The sequence below is a fragment of the Streptomyces sp. NBC_01669 genome (assembly GCF_026339735.1).
Taxonomy (GTDB): domain Bacteria; phylum Actinomycetota; class Actinomycetes; order Streptomycetales; family Streptomycetaceae; genus Streptomyces; species Streptomyces yanii.
Genome location: NZ_JAPEQG010000001.1, coordinates 263,404 through 287,364 on the forward strand (window position 1 = coordinate 263,404; position 23,961 = coordinate 287,364).

A 23,961-nucleotide genomic window follows, 5' to 3' on the forward strand; every position below is an offset into this window, starting at 1 on the left:
GACCAGCCCGGTGAGCTCTTCAAGGGCCTGGTTGCGGGCGGTGTTGAACGCCACGGCCGCGAACTGGGCCCCGGTCACTGGTTCTTCTCGCCGTTCCTGTTCGGGGCGCTGTCCGTGGCGAACTGGTCGAGCAGCGCGGAGAGTTTTCCCTGGACCTCGATGACGGTGCGGGCCTTCGCGAGGTCGGCTTCCAGGCGGGCCTTCTCCGCCTTCAGCTTCGCGATCTCCTTGTCCCTCGGGTCCGCCTTCGGCCGTCCGGCCGACGCGGCGAGCCCGTCCAGGGCGCCCTTGTCCCGCTGCTGCCGCCACGTCGTGATCAACGACGAGTACAGACCCTCCCGCCGCAGCAGAGCGCCCTTGCCCTTCTTGTCCAACGTCTCGTACTCCGCGAGGATCCTCGCCTTGTACTCCGCGGTATACCGGCGCGGACCGGTCGAACGGGCTTCTACCTGCGGATCAGGGGTCCCGTGGTCATTCGTGCTGGCCACCCGGGCACTACTCCTTCTCCGCCCTCGACTCAATGAATCATCCAGTATGCCTGACTCGATCTACTTTGACAGAGAGGGCCGGGCGGTCTGTTCCAGGTGGGCCTTGGCCGCACCGATGGTGCCCTGCCGGTAGATCGAGGCGGTCAGCGGCGACCCGATGTAGGACAGGGCGACAGTGGCGAACCCCTGTGCCAACAGGTCGCGCCCGGCGAGGTGGTCGATCCAACGGGCCCAGTCCGTGCCGCCCATGACGGCGACGGTCTGCTCAATGTCGTCACCCTCGGCCGGCCCGGTCTCGACTGTCGTGACCTCGGGTGCCCTGTCGCCGTCGAAGACGAGGGTCTTGGTGCGGTACGCCTCACCGATCGGCTTGAGCACGGACGCGTACATGACGCCGGTGTCGGGGTCGGTACGGCGGGGGGCCGCGACGGAGTAGACGAGGTAGTCGAGCTTCCCGCCGAACCGCTCGTCGAGGAGGTCGGCGACCTGGTCCTTCAGGGTGTCGGAGAAGGCGTCGCCGTTGAGGAACACGAAGTCCCGCCCGTGCTTCGCGGCCAGCTCGGCCGTTGCAGCAGTCCGATACCAGCCGGCCGTTCCGGTTCGGCGGCCGGGCGCCTTCTCGAAGGACACGCCGACGCCCCGGATACCGGCCCTGGCGAGTCCTGCGATGGTGGCGGCCAGCCCGTACCCGGCGGACGAGCCGATCACGAGCGCGACGGGTGCCTCGTCCGCGTCCGGACGACCCTCCTCCGCCGGTTCGGGGACGGCCTGCCACATGTCCTGGACGAGCCGGGTGCAGCCGGCAGGGTGTGAGTCGAGGAACAGGAATCCGCGGGAGCGGGAACTGACGATACGTTCGGTCATGAGGAGTTGTCCTTGCCGGTCGACATGTCCAGGGGCACGGCGGCCACCGGAGTGCTCACCGCGTCCTGCAAGTCTCGGACCGTATGGACCCGGACGGTCACCTCGTCGGGAACAGTAATGATGAGGCGACCTTGGAGAGTTTCCACCATTTCGAGCAGGGCGAGGCCGGCCACGCCGGTCTGCCCCGGTGGATGCCTGCGTTCGACGTTCGACGCACCTCATAACGGCGACTGCAGCGGTAGTCGCACTGCCTTCACGGTGGAAACGGAGGAAATGGTGGCTCCACCCAACCGCCGCGCGTTCCTCGTGCTCACCACGACCGCGCTCGCGCACCGCGAATCGGCACGAGCCGAGCGGGGACCGACTTCGCCTTGTTCACCGGTGTGCGGCGGGATCGAGGGGCGCCGTCCGAGCCGCACGATCCCCGGACTACGACCAGGATCTGGAATCGACTCCATCACCATATTAGATCAGATGTTCGATTTATTGGTCGACACGTGTCACTCCCTGAGGTCAAACGGCCCTGCAGGCGTATGCGGGTCAGGACTGCCGGTGGGGGTCCTGCAGGAGGACCGCGCAAGCCGATGCGGATTCCACGGTGCGCGTTCTGTCGGCAGCGCCCGTGCTGCAGAGCCTGCCGGGACGGCGGCACTCCTGGCGTCCGGCACAGTTGCCGGCCCGGCCGGCAGTACAGCACGCCGTAGGAAATGCATGCCTCCTCCCTTCCCGGACGCGCAGTCGGCACCGAAGGGGGAAAGGGGTCATCATGGAAGACAAGCCGATGTCACATACTCATATCGAGAACGACCGGCGGCCTGACCGGAATGACGCGCGAACGCGGCGGTGATCCCGCTGTCTTCCAGTTCTGGCTGTGTCCCGGCAGCGTCGCGGTCCTCCACGCATGGCATGCCTCGAAGGCGTCATGGTGACTGGACAACGCGCCCTGCTGCTTCCGTGGTGGTCCGTCGGCACCGCCCCGGGGTATCGGGGCAGAGGAGAGTTCCCGGTGAACTACATCGCTGAGCGGCTGCGCGCCTCCCCCGAACCTGCGGCCCACGTTGCGGCGCGGCCGGCAGTGTCCGCCGGCGACTGCGGTCTGCTGCTTATCAGGATCACATTCGGCCTGCTGATGGCGGGGCACGGCTCCCAGAAGCTCTTCGGCCTATTCGGTGGCGACGGCCTCACCGCCACGGGCAAGGGGTTCGCCGCGCTGGGATATCACCCTGGAAACGTCTACGCCGTCATCGGCGGTGGCTCCGAGTTCCTGGGAGGCATCGGACTGGCTCTGGGACTGTTCACGCCACTGGCAGCGGCTGCCCTGATCGGTGTGATGATCAACGCCATGGTGACCGTTACCGCATCACACGGTTTGTGGGAATACCAAGGCGGCGTGGAGTACAACGTGTGCATCGCGGTCGTTGCACTTGGCATTGCCGCCACCGGCCCCGGTCGGCTCGCCCTGGACCACCCCTTCCGCTGGGGAAAGGGCGGCTGGCGCGAAGCAGGTTTCGCTCTGTGTCTCGGTGGCATCGGCGCCGCCATCGTGCTGGGCCTCTAGCCCGGCCATTTCTTTGAGGCGGGGCCAGTCGGCCTTTGGATCTTGCTGCTCGAGCCCTTCGTTCAGGTCAGATGAGTGCGGCACGCACGTTGGCGAGCGCCTCGTCAAGGGTGGTCGCAACGTTCTCGTGGCCGCTGAAGCCGTCGTCCTCGCCCGGGTCGACGGTCCAGCCCCAGCCGCTTTCAGGATGCCCGTCGATGGTTGCGGCGTGCTTTCCCTTGGTGATGGTGATGGAGAGGTTCCCGGCCGGGAAGGTTTCGATGTCGACGTGTGCCGCCTCACCGAAGGCGTGGTGGATGGCGTCGCGGGCTTCCTGCTCGGTGGTCATGGGGCTACTCCTGGTGGACGGTGACGACGACGGTGCGGCCGCTCGGGTCGGTGAGGACAGCGGCGCACGGGGGGATCGAGGGTGCCGGCGGGCGTGGTGAGGCCGAAGGGTGGGGTGAAGCCCGAGAACGGTGCCACCCGGTGCGGGTGGCGTAGCACTCGGGGCAGATTCCGGACTGCTCTTTGGTGAAGGTGGACTTCATCAGCAGGTTATCCCCGAGCGGGAGCCCCCACTCCGGTGGCAGATACTCCCAGGCAATCGCCGTGTGCGGCACGGACAGAATCTCCTGCAACTCCGCCGATCGTTCAGACGTATGCGATCCGGGTGGCGCGTACAGCGGTCGGCCCTCGGCAGGAGCGACTCGATCACGTCCCGCAAGTCGTCGCTGCCTTTCCACCTCTTCGCCCCGCGCCATTCCAGTACCCCCCGCGACCTGATGAACCTGACACCGAGCGGGACCCCATCACTCCATTGATCATTCTGCGGGATGCTCTTGAGGAAACCCGACAACGGCTGGAGCAGCAGATTACGAGTTGGCTGACGCTATTGCTGCCGTTGGCCCTCGGTGTCAGCGTGGCGTCTTCTGCGGCGGCTGTCTCGCCACGTTCAGTGCAACCGATCATGCGTCCGTGGGCCTCTCCCCACCCATGTTGCCGGTATGAGGTGGAGGGTGAGGACGGCTTTGACCAGGCCGGTGAAGCGGGTGGTGCTGCATCGCAGCTTCGCGCGAATCACCAGGTCCTGAGAGTGGACCTGGTCTGTTCTCCACGCGCGCGGACCTTCACGTGGGACCTGATGTGGACCTACTGTCCGGCTGACAGGCTGCCTCAACGCCTGCGGGAGGGAACGCGGACCGTGCCGCCTGCACTCCGGTATCCCCCGGTCGGCCCAGCACGGGATGTCGGCGTGGTCGGCGTTGACCTGAACGTTCATCCCGTGCTTGCGTTGTTTCCCGGAAAAGTACGGCCGATCGGCGGCGATCCGGAGAATCCTCCGACTCCGCGCCCGAGCCTTCGGCACCGAGCCGAAACACGAGAGTTGATTGCGGTTCAGCGGTATCCAGTCGCGTCGGCGGGCTTGCCCGCGTCCTGAACCTCGACGATGTAACGCCAGGCATGTGGTCGGCTGCCGTCAACGTCGGTGAAACCGTAAACCTGGGCGAGCTGACCGCCGGACAACGACTGCCCGTTCCAACGGCTCACCCGGGGATCGGCGGCCAGGGCAGCGACGGCTCGCCCCACGTAGAACGGGGTCTCCGAGATGCAGAAGTGCGGCTCACGCTCCAGCGCGTCATGCCACGATTCCTCGGTCACGCCGAAGTGGTCGAGCATGATCTCCGAACGCATCCACCCGGGCGTCAGTGCCACCGCTGTGCCGCCACGTGGCCCGAGTTCGTGGCCCAGCGCAAAGGCCATGCGAAGCACCGCGGCCTTGGCGAGATCGTAGAAGAACGAGACCCGGTAAGTGTCCCGGTTGTACTCGGCGGTGCCGTCGGTCATCTCGACCACCAGTCCGCCGTCATTCCGCAGGAGGAGGGGAAGAGCGTGGTGGCTGGTGATTGCGTGGGTCTCCACCGCGAGCCGGAGCAGCCGCAGTCCCTTGTCGAGATCGTGCTCCCACACGGGGGCGTCCCATTCGAAGAGGAGTTCGCCGCCCCAGATGTCGTTGACCAGGATGTCCAGTCGGCCCTGTTCGGATGCAATGCGATCGACCAGGCCTCGGACCTGGGACGAAACCAAGTGGTCGGTCGGGACCGCGATGCCGTGACCTCCCGCCTCGGTCACGAGATCGGCGGTGTCCTCGATCGTCTCGGGGCGGTTGTACTCCGAGCGCTGCACCCGTGTGCTGCGACCGGTTACGTAGACGGTTGCCCCGGCAGCGCCGAGTTCCACCGCGATCGCCCTGCCGGCTCCCCGCGTCGCCCCTGCGACGAGAGCGACCTTTCCATCCAATGTTGCTGACATGCGCATCCTTCCGTGTCCACGTGCCGCGCTGCGCCAACGCCCGTGCCAGCGCCGACACGATGGTTGCGCAGAAACTGGACACCTTCTGTCGTGTTTTCCGAAGCGTGGCTGCTGCATCGCGTGGATCGATACGCAGGGATCGCTTGCACCGGACAGGCAGGGAGGAAGAGGTGATCTCGCGTGCGTCGCGCCCGCCACGCGCGGTGCACGACATCAAGGTGCGGCAGTTGGCGGCGGCCCGGTCTGTGCTGTTGGCGCTGCCCCCGGCCCCGTGGGCACCGTGTGTAGCCAAGCCAACACTGCGCTGCCCCGTCGAGAAGAAGCCAGGTATTGCTGCGGAACTGCAGAACGCAGGAGAGGCTCTCGGCTATGCCTCGATGTACGCCACCACTGTGATCGTCTGCAGGGCGGTGACAAAGGAAATCACCCGGACCCCGTCGATCTCGTCGACGTAATCTCGCAGAAGACTTCCCGGGATCAGGGTGCCGAGCTCGGGGTTGACGGAGATGGCCACGATCGCGCGGTCCAGACGGTGAGTCTCGCCCGCGGTCAACTTGGTGAGCTGCGTGAGCGCGGGCTCCACTGTGATGACCCGGGAGCGCCGCGGTCCGTGTTCAGGCGACACGGGCCTGCTTGTCGGCGAGGGTGGCGAGGTGCGCGTCGCGGGCGGTCTCCCACAGCACGCCCGTCTCCGGGGCCGGGTAACCGTTGGTGGCGATGTCCTCCAGGACCGAGGCAAGGGTGTCCGTCTTGGCCCGCTCGGCTGCAGCGTAGGAACGTACGGCATCGGCGGCCGGGGGCTCCAGCGGCTGGCGGGCGGCGGCCGGCTGTTCGCTCATCGAGGGCTCCAGAGGGCTGAACTGACTCGTGGCACAACGGTAGCGGGGTCTGAGGAACGCTGGTGTCCTGTCCACCGCATTTCGTCACATGGACGCCACAACCATTTCAGCAACTCCATGATTCATGGAGGTTCATACACCCCGGCGTACGCGTGAGGCTCCACGAGGCCGGTACGCCGCAGCTCTGGTCGGCCTGGCTTGGGAGCTGAGCCCATTCCCCGTTCCTGGCGCCTGCGAGCGCCTGAGCTGGGTGGTCAGACAGCCGTCACCGCTTGGCGGGTGACGATCACGGCTGCCGACACCCTACTGGCTGGTCCGTGGGCGCCGATCGAAGGAACCCATAAGTCCTCGCGCACGCTCGCCCGGGGCCTTGCCGAGGACACCCCACCACGGTCGTCGGACGTCGCGTGGCCGGTTCCATGCTCGGAACGGGGCCTTTCCGTATCTCGGCAACCCGGCGCGCAGCTGGGCCGAGAGGGGCAACGAACGCTGCGGCAACAGTGAGGTGCTGCCTCCCCTTGTTCGGCTGGGGCCGTCGCACAACTTCGGTGACACGGCCCCCTGGAGACCCAGCAAGCTGTACCGCGTCGCGCCTTCGACCTCGGTCCCCCGCACCAGTCCCGTACACATCAGGCCACTGCGGCGGCCCGGGCTCGTCCGTAGCTCCGGGATCAGAATCCGAGGTCACTCAGACTGGGATGGTCGTCCGGGCGGCGGCCCAGCGGCCAGTGGTACTTACGGTCCGCTTCCCTGATCGGCAGGTCATTGATGCAGGCGTGCCGTACGGTCATCAACCCGTTCTCGTCGAACTCCCAGTTCTCATTGCCGTACGACCGGTACCAGTTGCCGGAGTCGTCGTGCGACTCGTACGCGAACCGCACCGCGATCCGGTTGCCGTCGAAGGCCCACAGTTCCTTGATCAGCCGGTAGTCGAGCTCGCGGGTCCACTTGCGCCTCAGGAACGCGACGATCTCGTCGCGTCCTGTCACGAACTCCGCCCGGTTGCGCCATCGTGAGTCCACTGTGTAGGCCAGGGCGACCTTCTCCGGGTTACGTGTGTTCCAACCGTCTTCTCCCTGACGGACCTTCTCGATTGCGGTCTCCCGTGTGAACGGGGGAAGGGGCGGGCGCGTGATCATGACTGCTCCTTCGGGGCTGGGCACTCTGACGTCGACGCTAGGGCCGCTTGTACATGCCTGCCAGTCGTCCGGGCCCCACCGCATGGCGATTCGTGGCACGAACGTCATGCCGGCCGGTCTCGCCGGACACCACCTGGCTGTCGTCGTGCGGGCACTCGCCGATCCTGGTTGATCCCAGGACATACGCCGGTCCGGCTGTCACTTCCACTCCCGACCTCAATCCGCACTTATACAACGGTTTACGCTGTTTTCGACGCGTCGATTCTCGGTTACCGCCATGATGTCGACTCAGCATCAGGCCATGCCGATCGGAACCTGGATACTGTGCGTCCTGCAGACCTGAGCTTCGGCTGCGTTCACGAACGTCAGCGCGTGCGCGCCTGGCCAGTGCACCCCCACCGTCCGCCTCTACGCTCGATGGGTGCGAGCGGCGCCATTTGGACCGGCTCGGACATCTCAAGGCGGCGGCCACCGCCTTCCCTGCGCTGAAGGGCTCCAGCGGACAAGGTTGCGTCACCGATCCCCCCAGCCCCCTGCCTCCACTGAACGCAAGGGCGCAAGGGCGCAAGCAGCCACCGAACGCGCGGCCACCGAGAGGTTCGCCGCCAGTGGTGGAGGAAGATCCAGGCGGCAGCAGACCGACCCCATGGCCCCGTGGCATGCCCCGCCACTGACGCCGCCGTGCACCGGCCCGGTCCACGGCGGCGTCAGTGGCGGACCCCCAAGCATGTGGGACATCTTGCTGAACGAGGAGCACGGGAGTTGCGGATCATCGTCTACGACGACAAGGCCGGTAGGGACCCGGAATCGGGCATGTCGCCGCAAGCCGGAAGCGGCATGTTTCGAGTCGTCCGGCCATGCCGTTTCACGAGCCGTTCGCCATGACTACAGCCGGGCGCGCAAGGCCTGAATCGTCCAGTCGAATGCCGGCGTCAGGCTGTGCGGGGCGGTCCAGCCGTTGATCACTGCGACCAGCCGGAAATACCTGTCTCGACGCGGATCGTTCGCGGCCTCCAGCCAGGTCAGCAGCCGACGCCGTACCTCGACGTCGTCGGGTCCGGCAATGACGTACGCGTAGTGCGCCGTGATCCCCGCGATGACCGGATCCGCCCTGGGCGAGGCCGGGTCGGTGCCGTCTGCAAGCGCGGGGGCAACCTGGTCACGGACCACCGCCGCAACGTCACGGGCCAGTCGCGTAGTCCCGTCCTTCGTACGCTCTGCCACGTGGTCCTCGGCCATCCCCCGCATGCCGGCACGGAAGTCCGGATCCTGAGACAGCTCTGCCAGTTCCACCCACGCCTGGACCTGCTCCGCTTCGGGATTGTCGGGCAGTTCCGGTGTCATGGAACGAATGGCGGCTGCGCACTCGGGTCTGTCGTGCAGATCGACGAAGACAGCGTCGAGGAAATCACCGATCAGGCAACGGCGTTCGTCCTCGGAGAGTCTGGCCAGCTTGTGCATGAGTTCCATCTCCTCAAGGGTGGACCCGCGTCTGGCCACTGCCGTCAACACCGCACGACGCAGGCGCAGGGTCCTGATCTGCACTGCCAGGGCCTCGGCGTGCGCAGCCGCGACCTGCGGGAGTGACAACTCCCGATCCACTACCTTCCGGATCGTGGAAAGGTCCATTCCCAGGTCACGCAGCGTTCGTACGAAGTCGAGGCGTGCGACGGCATCGATGTCATAGTGAGGTTCCCCCGAGATGCGGAAAGAAGTGACGGCGGGTCAGATGGGACTCATGAGAGGAACATCGACCATGGCTGCCCCCAGGAAATACTCGCTCGAGTTGCGTGACCGCGCAGTGCGTATGTATCGCACCGCGGACCCCAAGCCGCAGATCAAGAAGCTCGCCATCGACCTCGGTGTCCATCCCGAGGCCCTGCGCGGCTGGATCCGGCAGGCCGAGGCGGACGCCGGCGAGCGCGACGACCGGCTGACCACCGACGAGCGAGCGGAACTCGCGGCGCTGCGCAAGGAAAACGCCCAGCTCAAGCGGGCGAACGAGGTTCTGCGGACGGCCTCGGCGTTTTTCGCGGCGCAACTCGACCCGACCCGGCCCAGGTGATCGAGCTCCTTACCGAGCATCGAGACCTGGGAGTCGAGTGCGTACTTCGGGAACTGCAATCGCCTCCTCCACCTACTACCGCTGGCGCCGCGCGGAGCGCGAGCCGTGCGAGCGCGTGCGCCGGGACGCCGAGCTGACCGAACAGATCAAGCAGATCCACACCGATTCCGGCGGGATCTACGGCTCGCCGCGCGTCCATGCGACCCTCAAGCGCGAAGGCGTGCACGTGGGCCGCAAACGGATCGAGCGCCTGATGCGCGAGGCCGACATCGCGGGCATCAGCCCGCGACGCAAGGGTTTCACGCGCCGTGATCCGGGGGCCACGCTCGCCCCGGACCTGGTCGAGCGCGACTTCACGGCGCCCGCGCCGAACCGGCCGTGGGTCACCGACCTCACGATGATCCCCACCAGCGAGGGGCCCCTGTGGCTGTCCGCGATCCGGGACGCGTTCTCCCGCCGGGTGGTGGCCTGGGAGACCTCCGCCCGCGCGGACGCCGACCTGGTGCTGTCCACGCTCGAGTACGCCCTCGCTTCCCGCGAGGTCGAGCCCGGACAGCTCATTCATCACGCGGATCACGGCTGTCAACCCGGGTTCAAGGAGTCGTCGCAACACTTCCGTTTTGTGTTGATAGTAGATGACTGTTGAGAGTCTCGGAGGGTGTCCTCCAGCCCAGGGTTTTGCGGGGGCGGCCGTTGAGGGCAGCTGCGACGGCAGCGAGATCCTCGCGGGTGTGTCTGCTGAGGTCGGTGCCCTTCGGGAAGTACTGCCGTAGCAGCCCGTTGGTGTTCTCGTTCGTGCCGCGCTGCCAGGGGCTGTGCGGGTCGGCGAAGTAGATCTCCAGGCCGGTGTCGATGCGGAGTTCGGCGTGCTGCGCCATTTCCGAACCCTGGTCCCAGGTAAGGGACTTGCGTAGTTGGGCGGGTAGGCGGGTGATCGCTTCCGTCAGGGCGTCGCGTACGGCTGCGGCTCCGTGGCCGGCCAGTGGGGGGCCGTTCTTGGCCCGTGTGCCGTCGTGGCCGGGCATGGGCGGTAGGTGCAGCAGCATCGTGAACCTGCTGGTGCGTTCGACCAGGGTGCCGATCGCGGAGCTGTTGAGGCCGATGATGAGGTCGCCCTCCCAGTGGCCGGGGACCGCCCGGTCCTCCGCCTCGGCCGGCCGCTGACTGATCAGCACGTCCTCGGTGACGAACTTCTTTCCCCGGCCGGAGGTGCGAGCCCGGGGCACCCGCAGCGCACGGCCGGTGCGCAGGCAGGCGACCAGCTCGCGCTTGAGTGCTCCGCGGCCCTGGATGTAGAGGGCCTGGTAGATCGCCTCGTGAGAGATGCGCATGGACTCATCATCGGGGAAGTCGACCTTGAGCCGGTGGGAGATCTGCTGCGGACTCCACGAGTTGACCCAACGGCGGTCCTGGCGCCTCCCCTCTCTGTCAAAGTAGATCGAGTCAGGCATACTGGATGATTCATTGAGTCGAGGGCGGAGAAGGAGTAGTGCCCGGGTGGCCAGCACGAATGACCACGGGACCCCTGATCCGCAGGTAGAAGCCCGTTCGACCGGTCCGCGCCGGTATACCGCGGAGTACAAGGCGAGGATCCTCGCGGAGTACGAGACGTTGGACAAGAAGGGCAAGGGCGCTCTGCTGCGGCGGGAGGGTCTGTACTCGTCGTTGATCACGACGTGGCGGCAGCAGCGGGACAAGGGCGCCCTGGACGGGCTCGCCGCGTCGGCCGGACGGCCGAAGGCGGACCCGAGGGACAAGGAGATCGCGAAGCTGAAGGCGGAGAAGGCCCGCCTGGAAGCCGACCTCGCGAAGGCCCGCACCGTCATCGAGGTCCAGGGAAAACTCTCCGCGCTGCTCGACCAGTTCGCCACGGACAGCGCCCCGAACAGGAACGGCGAGAAGAACCAGTGACCGGGGCCCAGTTCGCGGCCGTGGCGTTCAACACCGCCCGCAACCAGGCCCTTGAAGAGCTCACCGGGCTGGTCGGACGCGTCCAGGCATGCGCCGCGCTCGGCGTGAGCCGTGCCACCTACTACCGCCAACACCGCCGAAGCCCCGCCCCGGCCAAGCCGCGGCGGGAACGGCGCCGACACCCCCGCGCTCTCGCACCCGAGGAGGAGATACGGGTCCTCGATGTGCTCCATTCCCCGGAGTTCGCTGACATGGCGCCCGCCGAGATCTACGCGGTCCTCCTGGACCGGGGTGTCTACCTGTGCTCGGAGTCGACGATGTACCGGCTCCTGCGACGACATGGCGAGGTCCGTGAACGCCGCCGTCAGGCCGTCCACCCACCCCGGACCGTTCCCGAGCTGGTCGCCGAGGGCCCGAACCGGGTCTGGAGCTGGGACATCACGAAGCTGAAGGGGCCGGTCAAGGGCGTCTACTACTGCCTCTACACGATCATCGACATCTTCAGCCGCTACACGGTCGGCTGGATGATCGCCGCCCACGAGAACAAGGACCTCGCCGAGCGGTTCCTGTCCGAGACGATCGCCAAGTACGGCATCGAACCCGGGCAGTTGACGATCCACTCGGACCGCGGGTCCCCGATGGTCGCGCAGAACGTCGCCCAGATGATGGCCGGTCTCGGCGTCACCAAGTCGCATTCGCGGCCGAAGACGTCGAACGACAACCCGTACAGCGAGAGCCAGTACAAGACCCTGAAATACCGGCACGACTTTCCCGAGCGTTTCGGATCTCTCGAGGACGCCCGGGCGTGGTGCACCCAGTTCTTCACCTGGTACAACGAGGAGCATCGGCACTCCGGGATCGGCCTGCACACGCCCTACGACGTGCACTTCGGTCTCGCCGAGCAGCTCCGCGAGATGCGTGCCGACGTCCTCCAGGCGGTCTACGCGAAGCACCCTGAACGCTTCGTCCGCAAGCCACCAGAGCCCCCGAAGGTCCCCGCAGCGGCCTGGATCAACCAGCCGGCACCAGACGGCCCACTGATCCCAGCACAGCGTTAGAACGATCTACCTGCCTTGATCGCTTTGACAGGTTCCGCTCGGCTTGTTCCGTCCCTTCCACGGCGGTGCCGCAGGTCCCGGCGCCGGCATGCCGTCCGGGCGGTGGATCTCTCCGGCCAGGCGGTCCTGGACGTACTCGTGCAGCCGCTCGCTGCAGGCAAGTTTGGACGGCTTCGGCCGCCGCGCGGCCAGCTCGGCCTTCCACTGCGCGATCGACGCCCGGTAGGCGAGTTGTCCGCTGCGGGTGGCCGCATTGCGCCGCAGTTCCCGCGAAACAGTGGACGGGTGCCTGCCCAGCCGACGGGCGATCTCTCGGACCCCGGTGTTCTGAGCCTTCAGCACAGCGATCTCCTCGCGCTCTGCAAAGGAGAGATACCTGCCCGACACCGGGCCCAGCTCGATCGACGGCATACCGCCACGTTCCCGGAACCATCGCGAGCCGACCGGCCCCGACACGCCGCACGCGATCGCCGCGTCCTCGCTGGTCAGCCCGTCAGCGATCTTCTTCCAGAAGGCACGCTCCACATCCCGGCGGACCGGTGGCCTGCCCGGAGACCGCATCGCCGGGCGCCCCGTCACCGCCGTCGTCCACCCTGCCGGTCGCCCCATCGGACACCTCCATGATCGAGGTGTTGCGACGACCGGTTGAATCCACCCAATATACGTCGATCAAGCTCACAACTCGCCTACTACGAGCGGGGGTTCAGGCGTCCATGGGCTCGGTCGGGGACTCGTACGATAACGCCCTCGCGGAGAACCTGTGGATGATCACCAAGACGGAGTGCATCCGCGGCCGCGTCTTCGCCACCCGGGCCGAGGCGAACCTGGCGCTGTTCGAGTACATCGATGGGTTCTATAACTCCCGGCGCATCCAGAAGCGGCTCGGCTACCTCAGTCCGATCGAGTTCGAGGAGAAGTACTACGCCGACCAGGCAACGGCCGAACGAACGAACCTGAAACCCCGTCAACCCCTCCTGACCAGCTGATCAGTATCTCCCGCAGGCCGGGGGAACCTCATAGAGGCGGTAGCCCGCCGGGCTGCGATCGATCGGCGGCACGATCCCACGGTCGGAGTAGAACCGAATGGTCTTGACCGTGAGACCGGTGCGCCGGGCCAGGTCACCGATCGAGTAGAGCGTGTCGCCGTCCATGCCCCCACCTTCGCGTCTCCCCCTACTGGAGACTCAAGCCCAGCCCGGCGGCGGTAGCAAACCACACTCCCGCGCGAGCCCGGCCAGCTGCACGGACGCGTCGAGGCCTCCCGTCTGCGTACGCAAGCAGCATGCTCGGCTACGGAAATGCGCCTTGCCCGAAAGGGCCTACGCTTCCATCGCTCCATCCGATGCCCTGCTCGGCGCACCGCCGGGCCACGATCTGTCGCACCTCAGTGGACTGTGCAAGGGTGCGTTACATGGGTACGACACCGGACGGGCGCCCCAATGATCAAGGACAGGGCCAGGACGAACCACTGGCTCTACGGATCGTTCGGCAGCCAGAACGACGCACCGATGGCCGGGTGGATTCGGGGTGGAACATGGGAACAGGCTCGAAGCCACTTCAAGAAGGTCCGTGACCAGGACCATCTGAACCGGCAGTACTACAAGCAGTATCGCTGTGTGAACACAGCCGACGCCGACCTGCGCGCCGCCCAGTCCTGGTATTCGACCGTCAAGAACCGCGGATACAACGTGCACACCAACAACTGTCTTCACGCCACCATTGCGGCTTTCAAGGGCTACAGCGGGAAACTGCGGCACGACAAGCGTCTGCCGAGTGCCACGAACAAGCCGCCGAACGACTACTTCGCCAAGGTGCTGACCAGCGCGGGCTGGGAACGCAAGCACGATCTGTGACACAAGGCAGGCCGGCCCGAGGCTTCGCCCGACCATCACAACGGCGTGCCATATCGGCGCGGCGTCCGTGAGGGTAGTGACCCGGGAACACCGTCATGAGCTGCAGCTGCCTTCAGGTCCGGGTGCAGGGTGATGTACGTCGATGCCACGCACCCGGTATCCCGCTGCTCACTGATCAGTCCCAGTCAGCAGCGGGTTGTTCGACGCGGCCGCCCATGTGAAATGAGCTGATGTGGTTCTCACCTCCAGCGGGCAGCGCAGCCAGGCACGTTGTCGAGCATGCATGGACCAGGAGTGGCAGCACGTCGATGGCCACTGGCATGGAGAGCCATACCTGGTGGGTTCCACCCTGCTCGATGGGGTGCTGGCAGACGCTGCCGGTGTCCACAGCGGTAGTGCCCCAGCGGCGGGGATCCAGATCTGTGAGGTCGAGGCGGGCGACGGAGGCGGCGCAACTACCGTATGTCACCTGCTTCAGTCCCGATCAACTATGTCCGCGCTCTCGTCGGACGCCGGGGCCCGGCCGACCTTCGCAAGGAACGCGGCGCCCGAGCCGCCCTGGGCCGGGGGCAGGGAGAGAACGCAGGGCCAGCAACAGGAACGCGATGTCGTCCAGATAGACGGGGTCGGGGATCAGGTCGACAGGGCACACGGTATAGATCACCGCGGCCGACACCAACGCCTTGCTGCGCAGCGGGACACCCGCGTCCATCAGCAGCTTCCTTGCGCGGAACAGCCTGACCAGGAGTAGGCCGGCAGCCCCCATCGTGAGTAGTGCGGCGACCGCGCCGACGAGAATCCAGGCCCTGGTGTCCATGGTGCATAGTCCGTCCTCATCCGGATTTTTGAGCACGCCTGCGCGTGCGTCGCTTCAGCGCACGCCGTTCGGCCTCACCCAGCCCGCCCCATACGCCGGAGTCCTGACCGTTCTCCATGGCCCACTCCAGACACTGCTCCCGCACAGGGCATCCCCGGCACACCTCTTTCGCTTCGTCGGTCTGCACCAGCGCCGGACCTGTGCTCCCGATGGGGAAGAACAGGTCGGGGTCCTCGTCACGACAGGCCGCCTGCATACGCCAGTTCTCCATGTGTCTCACTTCCCATGGCCGGTTATCCGTATGGTTCGTGCCTTACGGGTGACCTGCATCGGATCCCTGAAACCCCATCGCGAGCTGTACACGCGGCGGATGTCCCCCGTGGAACGGTCCTGCTCTGCCGTATCGAGCAGGTGGCATGGATCCCGGCGGGCGCGGGGAAGGCCTTTCGGAGACAGTGAAACTCAGCCCCCGCCCCGGCCGGCGAGGTCCGGGGCGGGTTGACCGCTGACGGGGACGTGTGGGCCTTCGGCGCTGGCAAGAATGACATTCTGTCCGCGTCGATGCGATGCGGGTCTCGTACCGAAAGGAATCAGTCAGGCCTCGGCAATCGGGCTCGGGGCTACTCCAGCGCCCTTGCCTGAGGAGTACGCTGCGGCCGTGACCGACGACGAGGACCAGATTCTGGCGGATGCGCTGGGCGCGGCGGGAGCAAGTGGCGGCGGGGCCGGCGGTCGGCGCGGGGCAGCGTTCGCGGCGAAGCGTTTGAAGAAGAACATGCACGAGATCGACGTGACGCTGGCCGTGTCACTGGGTATCGCTGCCGATCATGTGACCGGCGTCCTTGCTCGGGCAGGACATCTGGTGGAAGCCGAAGGCGCGCGGCCCACCGATGCGGAACAGGTCATCAGGGCCATCGTCGGAGGTGGATTCGGGAACATGAATCCCGTTCTGATCACCGTCGGTCTGACCGACGGCGGTCCGGAACGCACCGTTGCGTCCGTCCGTGGCGTTGCCAAGGAGGGTTTGATCAAGCAGCGGGCAGGCGAGAAAACTGCGAAGCGCATCGTCGCACTCCTGGGCCAGCAAGAGCAGCTGGGCTGATCCAGCAGATTCTCAGGACCGCTCCGGAGACGAGAGACGAGATACGGGCGAACTCAGGAGTGTTGTCTCCGGCGGCCCCGCCAGCGGTGGCCTGTCCGGGACCGACGGGTGTGATTGCCGACGGTGAGGATCGCATCCGTGAGGTCGAAGAAGGTGCGACCGACCGCCGTGGGAACCGATCCTGCCGCGGCCCGGTGCGGTAGACAGTTACCTCAAGAGCCATCGGTTCTATTGCCCTGTGCAGGGGAAGCGTCCCGCCCTTCCATTCAGCGGATGGTCGGACACCCTCCGTTCTCGTGAACGTCGGCGTGGCAACCGAAATCGGTTTCCTCAGCGTGTATGACGTACGTGAGTCAGAACCGCACATGCAGAACATGGCCGAACTCATCGCCTCATTCTCAGTGCAGTCCTGATTCATGGGTCCACAGGCACGCACTCCGTATGTGACGCGTGCCCGACTACGTACGGAAATCCGGGCACATCACCTCGGTCGCTCACAACGCCCGGCCAAGGAAGCAGCCGAAATCGACGGTCCACGGCGAGTTGACCGAACACTGACTAGACCATTTGGGTGCCTGAGGAATCCAGTGGGGAGAGGCCGGCAGGAATCCCCCACCCTGTTTGCGAGGTCCGCCATGGCAGATATTGAGACCATTTCCTTTCCGCAGGACCGAACCTGCCCTTACCACCCGCCGACGGGGTACCGGCCTGCGCACCGGGGACCACAGGCGGTGTCGCCCGCCCGGCTCTTCGACGGCCGCACCGTGTGGCTCGTGACCGGGCATGCGGAGGCGCGTGCGTTGCTGGTCGACCCGCGGCTGTCGGCCGACCGGGAGAACCCTGCGTTTCCCGTGTTCACCGAGCGGGTGGCAGAGACCGCTTCGCGACGCGTCGAACTGATCGGTCTCGACGACCCCGAGCACAACGTCCAACGACGAATGCTGATTCCGAGCTTTACGGTCAAGCGCACAGCAGCCCTGCGGCCGCTGATCCAGGAGACCGTGGACAGACTGCTGGACGCGATCATCGAGCAGGGCCCACCGGCCGATCTGGTCAGTGCCTTCGCGCTGCCCGTTCCGTCCATGGTCATTTGTGCGCTGCTCGGGGTGCCCTACGCCGACCACGAGTTCTTCGAGTCGCAGTCGCGCAGGTTGCTGCGCGGCCCTGCAGCCAGCGATATCGATGACGCGCGGGACGCGCTCGACGAATACTTCCGAGCCCTGATCCAACGCAAACGGTCCGACCCCGGCGAAGGGTTGCTCGACGAGCTCATCGCCCAGCAGCTCGACACCGGGGCCGTCAACCACGACGAACTGGTCCGAATGGCCGAAATCCTGCTCGTGGCCGGTCACGAGACGACCGCGAACATGATCTCGCTCGGTACCTTCACTCTGCTGCAGCATCCCGACCAGTTGGCCCGGCTGCGCGCCTCCACGGACTTGATGCCTGCTGCCGTCGAGGAACTGCTCCGCTTCCTGTCCATCGCTGACGGAATGTCACGGGTGGCTACACAGGACATCGAGGTGGGCGGGGTGACAATCCGGACCGGGGACGGCGTCATTCTGTCCACGTCCGTGATCAACCGGGACGAGGCCGCATATCCCTCGCCGGACGAACTGGACCTCGGACGGAATTCTCACAACCACGTCGCCTTCGGCTTCGGTATCCATCAATGCCTCGGTCAAAATCTGGCTCGGGCCGAGATGGAGATCGCGTTGCGTACGCTCTTCGACCGTCTTCCGGGACTACGGCTGGCGGTACCCGCCGGTGATATCCCGTTCAAACCGGGTGACACCATCCAAGGCATGGTTGAACTGCCCGTGGCGTGGTGAACGAAAACCGAACGGAAAGGACCCTGTTGTGATGCGGATCAATATCGACACGGATGTGTGCATCGGCTCCGGACAGTGCGTGCTTGCCGCGCCGAAGGTCTTCACCCAGGACGACGACGGCTTCAGCGAACTACTGCCTGACCACGAGGACGGCGCCGCCGGCCCCCTGGTCGGGGAGGCAGCCCGCGCCTGCCCTGTACAAGCGATCACGATCACCTGAGGACTCTCCCGTAATCCCTGGCGAAACAGCGCGCGGTGTCAGATGCGGTGCATCGCAAGGCGGCGGAGCGTCCTCAGACTGGGCGTATTCAGCCGTTCCGACGACGCGGCGAGGTGTCGTAGCCGTCGTCGTGCGCCCGCCAGGGATGACGGGACAGCCCTTGGTCTTCAGTTCGTCGAAGGTCGTCTCGATCTCCCATCGTTGGGCATAGACCGCTGCGAGGTCCTCGGCGCCGACGTCGGCCGGGTCGAGGTTCGTGGTCAGCAGCCGGTATTCCTCGGGGTTGTCCCGGCCGTCATCGACCGTGTAGTCGATCACTCTGACTGTGAGCGGCTGCGTCGTGGCCCGGTTCGTGCCCGACGTCCCTCCCCCCTCCCCCCCCCCAGGAGCGTGTGCCAAAAGTCCGCTTCCATCGGTCTCAGATCGCCCCGGTGTCAGGTGGCCCGCAGCTGAACCGATGTCGCGAGCAATGGCAGTTCACGTACCACGGCTTCCTCGGTCCCGTCGCGGAGCACGCTCCGCTGGACCAGCGCCACACAGTCCCGATGCGACGAGACCGAGCTCGGTAAGCGGTTCGGCCGCCTGCGACCGATCGTCCGGGGTGAAGCCGGACGTCACGCATGACGCGACGAAGGGGTCCCGCCGGACCGAGTCCCGGGAGTCCTCGACCGCGCGCGCCAGGTACGGAGACGGGGGAGCACGCCGATACACATGGGTGTAGTCGCTGAGCTGCGCGGTAAGTACGGCACTCCTGAACAGGGCGAACCACGGCCGCCATGCTCATGCTCAGGGCACTGAGCAACCTGCTCCCTCCAACGTTATCGCACCGGTGGCCGGCGCACGGCCCAGGAACGGTATTGCCTCAGCCCGTGGTGATCACTAAAGTCGGTCAGATGACTGCCGGGTCGGCCATGAGCCATGCACGAGTGAGGTTCCCGGCCTCGGCGTGAGGGCGAGGCGGGCAAGATCCCCGCCCCTTTTCCGTGTCTTCCTGCCTGACGCCCGTATGTGGCGCCCGTCCCAGCGGATCCCAAGACCCGGAGACACACCTCACACATGCCGAACGATCAGAACTACCCGTACGAATCCGAACTGACGGCGACCGCCGTCCACCTGAACCACACCGCCATCTACGCCACAGACCGGCAGCTGTCGGCCGAGTTCATCGCCGCGATACTGGGGCTGAAGGTCGGCGCTCCATTCGGGCCGTTCCTCCCCGTCGACCTCGGCAACGGGGTGACGCTCGACTACTACGAAAAGCGTGACGAGCCGATCCAGTCGCAGCACTACGCGTTCCTCGTGCCTGACGAACAGTTCAACAACATGATCGCCCGTCTGGAAGCAGTTGGTGTTACCTACTACGCCGATCCCAGCCACACCGAACCCGACCAGATCAACCGTCTGTTCGGTGGTCGCGGCGCGTACTTCGGCGACCCGGACGGCCACAACATGGAGATCATGACCCGGCCCTACCTCCGCCCCTAGCGTCGAACTGCCGTCGTCGCCAGAAGGGCGGCCACGCGGCATCTGGTGCGTGCGATCGCAAGGCGCCGGCAAGTCCTCGTAGCTCCGCTACGAAGACTTGCCGACATCACAGCCGGCGTGCGCGCCGGACGCCGTGCGGCAGACGGCAGTTCGACGACAGAACTTAGGTGCTCCGGTTGCCGTCCACATGGAGGACGACCTTGCCGCGCGGGTGCTCGGTCACAAGTGCCTCGTAGGCCGCGCGGGTCTCGGTGAGTGGCACCACACGGTCCACCACCGGCATCAGCCGGCCCTTGTCGATCAGTTCGGCGATGGCCACCAGACCGACCCGGTCGGGTTCGACGATGAAGAACAGGGCGCGAACGTCGTGGGCAGCGGCCTTCTCAGGGTCCGGGGGCTGCACGATGCTGATGAGGGTTCCGCCGGGCCGCAGAGTCACCCAGGAGCGGTCCTGTGTCTCTCCGCCCACCAGGTCGAGCACCACGTCGGCGTCCCGCACCAGGTCCTCGAACCGCTCGGCCCGGTAGTCGATGACCCCCTGCGCGCCGAGCGCGGTGACGAAGTCCGTGTCACGCGCGGAGGCGGTGGCCGTCACGCGCCCGCCCAGTGTCGTAGCGATCTGCACGGCGAAGGTGCCCACACCGCCGGCGCCGCCGTGAACCAGGACGTGCTGTCCCGGTTGCAGCTCGGCATGGTCGACCAACGCCTGCCATGCGGTGAGGGCCGCGAGCGGTACAGCCGCCGTGCGGTCGTGATCCAACTGGGACGGCTTCGCGGCGAGCATGTTCGCGGGAACGGCAACGTACTCGGCTGCCGCCCCGTCCCGGGTGAACGGGATCAGCCCGTAGACCTAATGGGCAATGAAGAGATGCCCGCTCCTCGCATAACCGGCCCGCCAGACTTGGACCGAGAGAGCGGAGTCACGCTTCGACGCAGGGAAGGCAGAGGACGGTACTGGGGGAACCGCACCGTAGACCAGGGGCTCGACCCCTGAGATGAGACTCGGTCCCCCGTATCGCCGTCTGCCCCGCCCTCTCGGCCGCGGTGCCGGACGCCGACGTCGGCGCGACGCCTACCGAACACCTGGGCTCAAGCCTCGAAGAAGACCGGCGGGTGCCGACGCTCGCGGCCGGCACCGTGACCGAGCACATGATCGGACCGTTGATGCTTGTGGTCCGAGCCGCCCGCAGGGAGCACCTCTTCCGTGTTCGGGAGCCGCCGAGCTCTCGCCAAGACCGAGGACCCTGCGGGTCGCTGGGGTCACGAACGGCTAATCGGATGACGGGCCATCGAGCCCTGCCATTAGGGAGACGCGTGCCCCGCACGGCTGTGACCAGCCACGGCAAGCAATTCGACCGAGAGGACGTGAACCGCTTTGAAGGTGTCCTGCGGCATCGACTGGGCCAGCGACCATCACGACGCCGCCATAGTCGACAACACCGGATCGTTACTGGCCAAGGCCCGGATCGACGACACCGCCGAGGGACTCGCCGAGCTCCTGCAGCTCCTCGCCGAGCACGGCGACACCGCCGAGGCCCCCGTCCCGGTGGCCATCGAGACCTCCCGCGGTCTGCTGGTCGCCTGCCTGCGCGCGGCCGGCCGCCCCGTCTACGCGATCAACCCGATGGCCGCCGCCCGCTACCGCGACCGCCACGCGGTCTCCCGCAAGAAGTCCGACCACCTCGACGCCATGGTGCTGGCGAACATCCTGCGCACGGATGCCGCCGCCCACCGCCAGCTGCCCGCCGACACCGAACTCGCCCAGGCCGTCGCGGTCCTCGCCCGCGCCCAGCAGAACGCCGTGTGGGACCGCACCCAGGCCGCCAACAAGCTCACCTCGCACTTGCGCGAGTACTTCCCCGGCTTCCTCGCCGCGGTCGGCGTCCGCCGCGAGGGCGTGTGCCACCCCATCGCCCGCACCCTGCTGGCCGCCGCCCCCACCCCCGAACAGGCCGCCCGCCTCACCCGCGCCCAGCTGCGGTCCCTGTTGAAGAAGGCCGGCCGAAAGAACACCCTCGACGCCGAGGCCGACCGCCTCCATGCCGCACTCCGCCTGCCCCAGATGCGCCAACTCCCCCTGGTCGAACAGGCAATGGGACGCCAGACGCTCGCGCTGCTGCGGCAGATGGAGGCCGCCTGCACCAGCGCCGACGACCTCGCCGAGGCCGCGGTGGAGTCTTTTGAGAAACACCCGGACGCCGAGATCATCACCAGCTTCCCAGGGCTCGGCACTCTCAGCGGCGCCCGGGTGCTCGCCGAGATCGGCGACGACCGATCCCGCTTCGCCGACGCCAAGGGCCTGAAGGCCTACGCAGGGTCGGCCCCGATCACCAGGGCCTCGGGCAAGAGCGTGGCCGTCCTGGCCCGCCGGGTCAAGAACCAGCGGCTGGCCGGCGTCGGCTACATGTGGGCCTTCGCCGCTATGTCCCACTCCGACGGCGCCCGAGCCCACTACGACCGCCGCCGCGAGGCCGGAGACCGCCACACCGCCGCCCAGCGCAACCTCTTCAACCGCATGCTCGGCTGCCTCCACCACTGCCTCACCCGCCGCGTCTGCTACAGCGAGACAGTCGCCTTCCCTGCACCCTCAGACGCTCAACTCACGGAGGCCGCTTGACAGATCTTCCGTATCGGATGTCTCGTCGCCGACAGCGAGATCGGTCACCCCGGCGCCGACTTCGGCCACAACGCCGGAGACCTCGTGCGAGGGAATGGTCGGCGTTCGGTCACGCCCCGTCCCGTCAAGGCTGTCGGTCCAGCTGGCGTCCCATTCGAGTTCTCCGGCGGTGATGGAGGCGGCATACACCGCGACGAGCACTTCGCCGCCGGACGGTTCGGGGCACGGGGCCGACTCGTAGACGAATTGTTCCGGGCCGCCCCGTCGGTGGGCCCGGACGGCGTGCATCGTACTGGTCAACACCGTTGCGTTAGCGCCGTGAGCGGCTATTGAGGCCGTGGTCGAAGAACGCGACGGTGGTGCGGACGGTGTAGTTCTGGCTGGTCGTGGGGTGTTGTCCGGCGTTCGGTCCGTACTTGCTGGTGGGGTTCTTGCGGGTGCGGGCCTTCACTCGTTGCCGTCGGTGGGCGGGCAGGAGGGCGTCCAGGGCCGCGTGGCCGATCGTGCCGACCAGGTCGACGAGGGTGTTGGGGAAGATTCCATGGCCGGCGGTGACGGTGTCGGTTGCGGCGGCCAGCAGGACGGTGAAACTGATCCGTTCCATGGGTACTTCCGGCCGACCGGTCAGGGCGTCGTCGCCGGCGCGGATCAGAGCCTGGTAGGCGGTGAGCAGGGCGTAGACCTCCTGGTCGAGACCATCGATGCTGCGGGAGCGCAGGACGCGGCCGTCGAGCATCGTGGCCTTGATCGAAAAATACGTAGTTTCCGCCTGCCACCTGCGGTGATAGAGATCAACGAGCTCGGCGGCCGGATAGCGGACGGGGTCCAGCAGGTTGGTGATCAGCCGCCACTGCTCGGTGCGGACGGTGCCATCGGTCAAGGTGACGGTGAGGGTTGCCTCGATCACGCGTACCGGCAGCAGTACCCGCAGGACGCCGTAGCCGATGCGGGCGATGTAGGAGCCGTCGCCCAGGTGCTCGGCGGGGGTGGGGACACGGCGGGCCCCGGAGCGCACCAGGAACCGCGCCCCGCTCTGATGGACGGCATCAAGGAACTCGTTGCCGTCGAAGGCCGCGTCGGCCAGCAGGAGCATCGTCTTGTCCAGGGCGGCCAGAAGCCGCTTGGCATAGGGGAGTTCACCCTCGGACTCCGGTCCGAAGGCGGCGGCTATGAGCGCGCGGGTGCCGCACTCGACCAGGGTCAGCAGCCGTAGGAGCGGATAGCCGAACTCCAGACCCTCCCCGGCCCGTTTGGGGTAGCGCCAGGTGAGCGTCTCGTCGTCGGGGGTGTGCAGCAGGGTCCCGTCGACGGCCACCGTGCGCAGGCCCCGGTAGAAGGACCCGTCCTGACCGGGGCGGGCGACGGGCCCGGCCAGTGTCTCGAACAGGCGCCGCAGAGGTGCGGCCCCCACCCTGCGCCTGGCCCGCGTCAGCGAGGAGACCGCGGGACGCACCAGGGCCAGCGGGGTCAGGGCGGCGGTCAGTTTGGACCACACCGTGCGGTACGAGCGGTGCTCGAACAGTGCGAGAGCGAGCACGAAGTACACCACCACCCGCGAAGGCAGCAGTCGCAGGCGCTTCTCGCGCCGGCCGGTCTCCTCCAGCACCGCGTCCACCAGCGCAAAGTCCACGACCTGGGTCAACTCCCCCAGATGACCCGGCGCGAACACACCCCGGGCTGTCTCGATCGTGGACGTGATGACAGACTTCTCCTGCAACGGGATCCCTGACCTTGATCGACTTTCTTCGCCGATCGTTGATCTATCAGGTGGTCCCGTTGCGCTGTTCAGCAGGGCTTGACGTACAGCTCAGAGGTCAAACG

23 protein-coding genes and 8 pseudogenes are annotated in these 23,961 nt (G+C 66.7%); 11 read left to right on the top strand and 20 right to left on the bottom strand.

The genetic code is table 11. From position 1 onward, the window contains the following. Window positions 1-74: 74 nt before the first annotated feature. The 3 genes and pseudogenes from OG972_RS01220 to OG972_RS01230 form a co-directional block, all read right to left on the bottom strand. Window positions 75-488, bottom strand: coding sequence for a transposase (locus tag OG972_RS01220; RefSeq protein WP_266977831.1), 414 nt, complete (start codon window positions 486-488; stop codon window positions 75-77). Between the two features lie 78 nt (window positions 489-566). Continuing rightward, window positions 567-1,352, bottom strand: a pseudogene (locus OG972_RS01225) (enoyl-[acyl-carrier-protein] reductase FabV); the annotation flags it as partial. After that, window positions 1,349-1,525 (bottom strand): hypothetical protein, encoded by a 177-nt coding sequence (locus OG972_RS01230; protein ID WP_266977832.1) that lies wholly within the window; start codon window positions 1,523-1,525, stop codon window positions 1,349-1,351. The gene OG972_RS01230 and the pseudogene OG972_RS01225, both read right to left, overlap by 4 nt. 854 nt (window positions 1,526-2,379) lie before the next feature. On the opposite strand from OG972_RS01230, the gene OG972_RS01235 reads away from it, so the two are divergent. Further along, window positions 2,380-2,910 carry a DoxX family protein gene (locus OG972_RS01235; RefSeq protein ID WP_266990211.1) on the top strand — a complete coding sequence of 177 codons (531 nt, stop codon included), beginning with the start codon at window positions 2,380-2,382 and terminating at the stop codon, window positions 2,908-2,910. Between the two features lie 67 nt (window positions 2,911-2,977). Here the strand turns inward: OG972_RS01235 and OG972_RS01240 are convergent, their stop codons facing one another. The 8 genes and pseudogenes from OG972_RS01240 to OG972_RS01275 form a co-directional block, all read right to left on the bottom strand. After that, complete coding sequence (locus OG972_RS01240; protein ID WP_266977833.1) at window positions 2,978-3,238, bottom strand: hypothetical protein; 261 nt, start codon at window positions 3,236-3,238, stop codon at window positions 2,978-2,980. A 4-nt stretch (window positions 3,239-3,242) separates the two neighbouring features. Then, entirely contained in the window at window positions 3,243-3,530 is a 288-nt protein-coding gene (locus tag OG972_RS01245; protein WP_266977834.1) for a hypothetical protein, read from the bottom strand. Between the two features lie 314 nt (window positions 3,531-3,844). Further along, window positions 3,845-4,228, bottom strand: a pseudogene (locus tag OG972_RS01250) (hypothetical protein); the annotation flags it as partial. Between the two features lie 59 nt (window positions 4,229-4,287). Further along, the gene (locus OG972_RS01255; protein WP_266977835.1) at window positions 4,288-5,202 is read right to left on the bottom strand and encodes an SDR family oxidoreductase; all 915 of its coding nucleotides are present in this window, start codon (window positions 5,200-5,202) and stop codon (window positions 4,288-4,290) included. 367 nt (window positions 5,203-5,569) lie between these two features. Then, the gene (locus OG972_RS01260; protein ID WP_266977836.1) at window positions 5,570-5,827 is read right to left on the bottom strand and encodes a hypothetical protein; all 258 of its coding nucleotides are present in this window, start codon (window positions 5,825-5,827) and stop codon (window positions 5,570-5,572) included. Further along, window positions 5,817-6,041, bottom strand: a complete 225-nt coding sequence (locus tag OG972_RS01265; RefSeq protein ID WP_266977837.1) for a hypothetical protein — start codon at window positions 6,039-6,041, stop codon at window positions 5,817-5,819. The genes OG972_RS01260 and OG972_RS01265 overlap by 11 nt, the downstream gene beginning before the upstream one ends. A 671-nt stretch (window positions 6,042-6,712) precedes the next feature. Beyond that, window positions 6,713-7,180 carry a nuclear transport factor 2 family protein gene (locus OG972_RS01270; protein ID WP_266977838.1) on the bottom strand — a complete coding sequence of 156 codons (468 nt, stop codon included), beginning with the start codon at window positions 7,178-7,180 and terminating at the stop codon, window positions 6,713-6,715. Between the two features lie 885 nt (window positions 7,181-8,065). After that, window positions 8,066-8,860, bottom strand: a pseudogene (locus OG972_RS01275) (MerR family transcriptional regulator); the annotation flags it as partial. A gap of 76 nt (window positions 8,861-8,936) precedes the next feature. On the opposite strand from OG972_RS01275, the gene OG972_RS01280 reads away from it, so the two are divergent. Both OG972_RS01280 and OG972_RS01285 read left to right on the top strand, forming a co-directional pair. After that, window positions 8,937-9,245: a transposase gene (locus OG972_RS01280; protein WP_266366366.1), complete on the top strand. Its 309-nt coding sequence runs from the start codon at window positions 8,937-8,939 to the stop codon at window positions 9,243-9,245. Between the two features lie 37 nt (window positions 9,246-9,282). Next, entirely contained in the window at window positions 9,283-9,891 is a 609-nt protein-coding gene (locus OG972_RS01285) for an IS3 family transposase (RefSeq protein ID WP_266977839.1), read from the top strand. On the opposite strand, the pseudogene OG972_RS01290 reads toward OG972_RS01285, so the two are convergent. Further along, window positions 9,839-10,654 (bottom strand): annotated as a pseudogene (locus tag OG972_RS01290) (IS30 family transposase); the annotation flags it as partial. The gene OG972_RS01285 and the pseudogene OG972_RS01290 sit on opposite strands and share 53 nt — an antisense overlap. Before the next feature lie 88 nt (window positions 10,655-10,742). Here OG972_RS01290 and OG972_RS01295 point away from each other — a divergent pair. After that, window positions 10,743-12,214 (top strand): annotated as a pseudogene (locus tag OG972_RS01295) (IS3 family transposase). A 39-nt stretch (window positions 12,215-12,253) separates the two neighbouring features. On the opposite strand, the pseudogene OG972_RS01300 reads toward OG972_RS01295, so the two are convergent. Beyond that, window positions 12,254-12,823: pseudogene (locus OG972_RS01300) on the bottom strand (transposase); the annotation flags it as partial. 11 nt (window positions 12,824-12,834) lie between these two features. On the opposite strand from OG972_RS01300, the gene OG972_RS01305 reads away from it, so the two are divergent. Then, window positions 12,835-13,200 carry an IS3 family transposase gene (locus OG972_RS01305; protein WP_266977840.1) on the top strand — a complete coding sequence of 122 codons (366 nt, stop codon included), beginning with the start codon at window positions 12,835-12,837 and terminating at the stop codon, window positions 13,198-13,200. A gap of 24 nt (window positions 13,201-13,224) precedes the next feature. Here the strand turns inward: OG972_RS01305 and OG972_RS01310 are convergent. Continuing rightward, window positions 13,225-13,365 (bottom strand): annotated as a pseudogene (locus tag OG972_RS01310) (MerR family DNA-binding transcriptional regulator); the annotation flags it as partial. 288 nt (window positions 13,366-13,653) lie between these two features. On the opposite strand from OG972_RS01310, the gene OG972_RS01315 reads away from it, so the two are divergent. Next, window positions 13,654-14,067 carry a hypothetical protein gene (locus OG972_RS01315; RefSeq protein ID WP_266977841.1) on the top strand — a complete coding sequence of 138 codons (414 nt, stop codon included), beginning with the start codon at window positions 13,654-13,656 and terminating at the stop codon, window positions 14,065-14,067. Between the two features lie 484 nt (window positions 14,068-14,551). On the opposite strand, the gene OG972_RS01320 is transcribed toward OG972_RS01315, so the two are convergent. Both OG972_RS01320 and OG972_RS01325 read right to left on the bottom strand, forming a co-directional pair. After that, window positions 14,552-14,884 (bottom strand): YkvA family protein, encoded by a 333-nt coding sequence (locus tag OG972_RS01320; protein ID WP_266977842.1) that lies wholly within the window; start codon window positions 14,882-14,884, stop codon window positions 14,552-14,554. A gap of 16 nt (window positions 14,885-14,900) precedes the next feature. Continuing rightward, window positions 14,901-15,155: a WhiB family transcriptional regulator gene (locus OG972_RS01325; RefSeq protein ID WP_266977843.1), complete on the bottom strand. Its 255-nt coding sequence runs from the start codon at window positions 15,153-15,155 to the stop codon at window positions 14,901-14,903. A gap of 387 nt (window positions 15,156-15,542) precedes the next feature. On the opposite strand from OG972_RS01325, the gene OG972_RS01330 reads away from it, so the two are divergent. The 3 genes from OG972_RS01330 to OG972_RS01340 all read left to right on the top strand — a co-directional run bounded on the left by OG972_RS01330 (window position 15,543) and on the right by OG972_RS01340 (window position 18,038). Next, window positions 15,543-15,986, top strand: coding sequence for a hypothetical protein (locus tag OG972_RS01330; protein WP_266977844.1), 444 nt, complete (start codon window positions 15,543-15,545; stop codon window positions 15,984-15,986). A 635-nt stretch (window positions 15,987-16,621) separates the two neighbouring features. Continuing rightward, window positions 16,622-17,818 (top strand): cytochrome P450, encoded by a 1,197-nt coding sequence (locus OG972_RS01335; protein WP_266990213.1) that lies wholly within the window; start codon window positions 16,622-16,624, stop codon window positions 17,816-17,818. 31 nt (window positions 17,819-17,849) lie between these two features. Further along, the gene (locus OG972_RS01340; RefSeq protein ID WP_266990215.1) at window positions 17,850-18,038 is read left to right on the top strand and encodes a ferredoxin; all 189 of its coding nucleotides are present in this window, start codon (window positions 17,850-17,852) and stop codon (window positions 18,036-18,038) included. Between the two features lie 144 nt (window positions 18,039-18,182). On the opposite strand, the pseudogene OG972_RS01345 reads toward OG972_RS01340, so the two are convergent. Then, a pseudogene (locus OG972_RS01345) lies at window positions 18,183-18,374 on the bottom strand (transposase); the annotation flags it as partial. A 720-nt stretch (window positions 18,375-19,094) separates the two neighbouring features. On the opposite strand from OG972_RS01345, the gene OG972_RS01350 reads away from it, so the two are divergent. Next, complete coding sequence (locus tag OG972_RS01350; RefSeq protein WP_266977845.1) at window positions 19,095-19,523, top strand: VOC family protein; 429 nt, start codon at window positions 19,095-19,097, stop codon at window positions 19,521-19,523. 163 nt (window positions 19,524-19,686) lie between these two features. Here the strand turns inward: OG972_RS01350 and OG972_RS01355 are convergent, their stop codons facing one another. Continuing rightward, complete coding sequence (locus tag OG972_RS01355; RefSeq protein ID WP_266977846.1) at window positions 19,687-20,307, bottom strand: NADP-dependent oxidoreductase; 621 nt, start codon at window positions 20,305-20,307, stop codon at window positions 19,687-19,689. Between the two features lie 591 nt (window positions 20,308-20,898). On the opposite strand from OG972_RS01355, the gene OG972_RS01360 reads away from it, so the two are divergent. Then, window positions 20,899-22,140, top strand: coding sequence for an IS110 family transposase (locus OG972_RS01360; protein WP_266977847.1), 1,242 nt, complete (start codon window positions 20,899-20,901; stop codon window positions 22,138-22,140). Here OG972_RS01360 and OG972_RS01365 read toward each other — a convergent pair. Continuing rightward, on the bottom strand, window positions 22,111-22,341 hold the full coding sequence (locus OG972_RS01365) for an alcohol dehydrogenase catalytic domain-containing protein (RefSeq protein WP_266977848.1): 231 nt from the start codon (window positions 22,339-22,341) through the stop codon (window positions 22,111-22,113). The two genes, OG972_RS01360 and OG972_RS01365, sit on opposite strands and share 30 nt — an antisense overlap. A gap of 109 nt (window positions 22,342-22,450) precedes the next feature. Continuing rightward, window positions 22,451-23,857, bottom strand: a complete 1,407-nt coding sequence (locus OG972_RS01370) for an IS4 family transposase (RefSeq protein WP_266977849.1) — start codon at window positions 23,855-23,857, stop codon at window positions 22,451-22,453. Between the last annotated feature and the right edge of the window lie 104 nt (window positions 23,858-23,961).